2 tRNA genes and 3 rRNA genes are annotated in these 5083 nt (G+C 53.2%); all 5 read left to right on the top strand.

The annotated features are described in order from the left end of the window. Window positions 1-1290, top strand: a 16S ribosomal RNA gene (locus IEX57_RS21040); the annotation flags it as partial. A 94-nt stretch (window positions 1291-1384) separates the two neighbouring features. After that, window positions 1385-1461 (top strand) — tRNA-Ile (locus tag IEX57_RS21035). Window positions 1462-1507: 46 nt separating this feature from the next. After that, window positions 1508-1583 (top strand) — tRNA-Ala (locus IEX57_RS21030). A gap of 329 nt (window positions 1584-1912) precedes the next feature. Beyond that, window positions 1913-4807: ribosomal RNA gene (locus tag IEX57_RS21025) — 23S ribosomal RNA — on the top strand. A gap of 153 nt (window positions 4808-4960) precedes the next feature. Then, window positions 4961-5074 (top strand): 5S ribosomal RNA (gene rrf, locus IEX57_RS21020). The last annotated feature ends 9 nt before the right edge of the window (window positions 5075-5083 follow it).

Genomic DNA, 5083 nt, shown 5'->3' with positions numbered 1-5083 from the left:
GTTGGTGAGGTAAAGGCTCACCAAGGCGACGATCCGTAGCGGGTCTGAGAGGACGACCCGCCACACTGGGACTGAGACACGGCCCAGACTCCTACGGGAGGCAGCAGTGGGGAATCTTGGACAATGGGCGCAAGCCTGATCCAGCAATGCCGCGTGGGTGAAGAAGGCCTTCGGGTTGTAAAGCCCTTTTGTCAGGGAGCAAATCCTTGTAGCTAATATCTACTGGGGATGAGAGTACCTGAAGAATAAGGACCGGCTAACTACGTGCCAGCAGCCGCGGTAATACGTAGGGTCCAAGCGTTAATCGGAATTACTGGGCGTAAAGCGTGCGCAGGTGGCTTGTTAAGACCGATGTGAAATCCCCGGGCTCAACCTGGGAACTGCATTGGTGACTGGCTCGCTAGAGTACGGCAGAGGGGGGTGGAATTCCACGTGTAGCAGTGAAATGCGTAGAGATGTGGAGGAACACCGATGGCGAAGGCAACCCCCTGGGCTGATACTGACACTCATGCACGAAAGCGTGGGGAGCAAACAGGATTAGATACCCTGGTAGTCCACGCCCTAAACGATGTCTACTAGTTGTCGGGGTTTTCGGACCTTGGTAACGCAGCTAACGCGTGAAGTAGACCGCCTGGGGAGTACGGTCGCAAGATTAAAACTCAAAGGAATTGACGGGGGCCCGCACAAGCGGTGGATGATGTGGATTAATTCGATGCAACGCGAAAAACCTTACCTGGTCTTGACATGTCGAGAATCCCTGAGAGATCGGGGAGTGCCGCAAGGAACTCGAACACAGGTGCTGCATGGCTGTCGTCAGCTCGTGTCGTGAGATGTTGGGTTAAGTCCCGCAACGAGCGCAACCCTTGCCACCAGTTGCCAGCATTCAGTTGGGCACTTTGGTGGGACTGCCGGTGACAAACCGGAGGAAGGTGGGGATGACGTCAAGTCCTCATGGCCCTTATGACCAGGGCTTCACACGTCATACAATGGTCGGTACAGAGGGCAGCCAACCCGCGAGGGGGAGCCAATCCTTTAAAACCGATCGTAGTCCGGATTGCACTCTGCAACTCGAGTGCATGAAGTCGGAATCGCTAGTAATCGCGGATCAGCATGTCGCGGTGAATACGTTCCCGGGCCTTGTACACACCGCCCGTCACACCATGGGAGTGGGTTTTACCAGAAGTGGCCAGTCTAACCTTCGGGAGGACGGTTACCACGGTAGGATTCATGACTGGGGTGAAGTCGTAACAAGGTAGCCGTAGGGGAACCTGCGGCTGGATCACCTCCTTTCAAGAGAAAGTCTTGTACAGGTATCCACACTCATCGGCTGTAGGTTAGAGATACGGAGAACGTCCCGGGGAACCGGGATGTGATTTGTGGAGCTGGGTCAGTAGCTCAGTCGGTTAGAGCACCGTCTTGATAAGGCGGGGGTCGCTGGTTCGATTCCAGCTTGACCCACCAATGATTCTTTGGTGTGGCTCGCAAGCAAGTCCGCATGTGTATGTATGGGGGTTTAGCTCAGCTGGGAGAGCACCTGCTTTGCAAGCAGGGGGTCGTCGGTTCGATCCCGTCAACCTCCACCAGTCCTGGCGGACCGCAATATGAAACCGGAGATCCGGTTGGGTGTTGTGGAACGGGAGGGCAAGTGGTTCACAAGTCGGCTGTCAATTCCGGAGCACACATAAACAAATGTTCTTGGTGATGAATTACCGAGAAGACTTGTTTCTGGTTGCTTCAACCAGGAAATTCAAACCACGTTTGAATTCACCGTATTTCGATCTTTAACAAAATGGAAGAAGCAAGACTCAAATTCTGAAGTAATAGATATTGGGTTAGATTGTATCGTCGCTGCATAACCGAGGTTATGTGGTGAGCAAACACCTGTAACCGTCGGCGCGAGCTGAGGTTATAGGATCAAGCGAATAAGTGCATCTGGTGGATGCCTTGGCGATCACAGGCGATGAAGGACGCGGTAGCCTGCGAAAAGCGACGGGGAGCTGGCAAACAAGCTTTGATCCGTCGATGTCCGAATGGGGAAACCCACCTCTTTTGAGGTATCCATGACTGAATACATAGGTCATGTGAAGCGAACCGGGAGAACTGAAACATCTAAGTACCCCGAGGAAAAGAAATCAACCGAGATTCCGGAAGTAGTGGCGAGCGAAACCGGAGTAGCCTGCATGTGATAGCAGAGATCTTAGTGGAACGGCATGGAAAGGCCGGCGACAGTGGGTGATAGCCCCGTACACGAAAGGGACTCTGTGGTACTGAGCATGCGACAAGTAAGGCGGGACACGAGAAATCCTGTCCGAAGACGGGGGGACCATCCTCCAAGGCTAAATACTCGTGATCGACCGATAGTGAACCAGTACCGTGAGGGAAAGGCGAAAAGAACCCCGGGAGGGGAGTGAAATAGAACCTGAAACCGGATGCATACAAACAGTGGGAGCCTCTGAAAATGGGGTGACTGCGTACCTTTTGTATAATGGGTCAGCGACTTACGTTCAGTAGCAAGCTTAACCGCATAGGGGAGGCGCAGGGAAACCGAGTCCGAACAGGGCGCACAGTTGCTGGGCGTAGACCCGAAACCAGGTGATCTATCCATGGCCAGGATGAAGGTGCGGTAACACGCACTGGAGGTCCGAACCCACTAGTGTTGCAAAACTAGGGGATGAGCTGTGGATAGGGGTGAAAGGCTAAACAAACCTGGAAATAGCTGGTTCTCCCCGAAAACTATTTAGGTAGTGCCTCAGGTATTACTGACGGGGGTAAAGCACTGTTATGGCTAGGGGGTCATCGCGACTTACCAAACCATGGCAAACTCTGAATACCGTCAAGTATCAGCCTGGGAGACAGACATCGGGTGCTAACGTCCGGTGTCAAGAGGGAAACAACCCAGACCGCCGTCTAAGGTCCCAAATGACATGTTAAGTGGAAAACGAGGTGGGAAGGCACAGACAGCCAGGATGTTGGCTTAGAAGCAGCCATCATTTAAAGAAAGCGTAATAGCTCACTGGTCGAGTCGTCCTGCGCGGAAGATGTAACGGGGCTCAAACATGTAACCGAAGACGCGGATGTGCAATTTATTGCACGTGGTAGGGGAGCGTTCCGTAGGCCTGTGAAGGTGCATTGTAAAGTGTGCTGGAGGTATCGGAAGTGCGAATGCTGACATGAGTAGCGTTAAAACGGGTGAAAAGCCCGTTCGCCGTAAGCCCAAGGTTTCCTGCGCAACGTTCATCGGCGCAGGGTGAGTCGGCCCCTAAGGCGAGGCTGAAAAGCGTAGTCGATGGGAAACAGGTTAATATTCCTGTACTTTGTATTGGTGCGATGTGGGGACGGAGAAGGGTAGGTCAGCCATCTGTTGGAATAGGTGGTTCAAGCGTGTAGGTGGGTGGCTCAGGCAAATCCGGGCTGCTGTTAACACCGAGGCGTGATAACGAGGTCTCATTGAGACTGAAGTGATTGATCCCATGCTTCCAGGAAAAGCCACTAAGCTTCAGCCAGTACGAAACCGTACCGCAAACCGACACTGGTGGGCAGGATGAGAATTCCAAGGCGCTTGAGAGAACTCAGGAGAAGGAACTCGGCAAATTGACACCGTAACTTCGGGAGAAGGTGTGCCACTGTAGGGTGAAGCGACTTGCTCGTGGAGCCTGAAGTGGTTGCAGTGAAAAGGTGGCTGCGACTGTTTATCAAAAACACAGCTCTCTGCAAAGACGAAAGTCGACGTATAGGGAGTGACGCCTGCCCGGTGCTGGAAGGTTAAGTGATGGGGTGCAAGCTCTTGATCGAAGCCCCAGTAAACGGCGGCCGTAACTATAACGGTCCTAAGGTAGCGAAATTCCTTGTCGGGTAAGTTCCGACCCGCACGAATGGCGTAACGATGGCCACACTGTCTCCTCCTGAGACTCAGCGAAGTTGAAGTGTTTGTGAAGATGCAATCTCCCCGCTGCTAGACGGAAAGACCCCGTGAACCTTTACTGTAGCTTTGCATTGGACTTTGAAGTGGTTTGTGTAGGATAGGTGGGAGGCTTTGAAGTGGTGACGCCAGTCATCATGGAGCCGTCCTTGAAATACCACCCTGACCCCTTTGAGGTTCTAACCTTGGTCCGTGATCCGGATCGGGGACCGTGCATGGTAGGCAGTTTGACTGGGGCGGTCTCCTCCCAAAGTGTAACGGAGGAGCTCGAAGGTCACCTAGGTACGGTCGGACATCGTACTGATAGTGTAATGGCACAAGGTGGCTTGACTGCGAGACTGACAAGTCGAGCAGGTGCGAAAGCAGGACATAGTGATCCGGTGGTTCTGAATGGAAGGGCCATCGCTCAACGGATAAAAGGTACTCCGGGGATAACAGGCTGATTCCGCCCAAGAGTTCACATCGACGGCGGAGTTTGGCACCTCGATGTCGGCTCATCACATCCTGGGGCTGTAGCCGGTCCCAAGGGTATGGCTGTTCGCCATTTAAAGTGGTACGTGAGCTGGGTTCAAAACGTCGTGAGACAGTTTGGTCCCTATCTGCAGTGGGCGCTGGAAATTTGAGGGGGGCTGCTCCTAGTACGAGAGGACCGGAGTGGACGCATCTCTGGTGTACCGGTTATCACGCCAGTGGTATCGCCGGGTAGCTAAATGCGGAAGAGATAAGCGCTGAAAGCATCTAAGCGCGAAACTCGCCCCAAGATGAGATTTCCCTGGGAACTTGATTCCCCTGAAGGGTCGTTGAAGACCACAACGTTGATAGGCCAGGTGTGGAAGCGCAGTAATGCGTTAAGCTGACTGGTACTAATTGCCCGTGAGGCTTGATCCTATAACCTGAGGGCGTGTCCCGGTTGTAGGGTGTTTGGTTACGATCTACCCCAAAGACGACAGAATTTGAAAAACATGAGAGACGAAAAGGCTCTTGTGATTGCTTCTTCCAGATTAGAGTGAGCTGTTAAACAGACGAACTCAACCAGTTACGTCTGGCGACCATAGCGAGTTGGCCCCACGCCTTCCCATCCCGAACAGGACCGTGAAACGACTTAGCGCCGATGATAGTGCGGATTACCCGTGTGAAAGTAGGACATTGCCAGACACCCATATA

Origin of the sequence: Silvimonas iriomotensis (assembly GCF_014645535.1) — a bacterium.
In the GTDB taxonomy this organism is placed as follows: domain Bacteria; phylum Pseudomonadota; class Gammaproteobacteria; order Burkholderiales; family Chitinibacteraceae; genus Silvimonas; species Silvimonas iriomotensis.
Note: the sequence above shows the minus strand (reverse complement) of the source record. Positions and strands in the feature narration are given on the sequence as shown.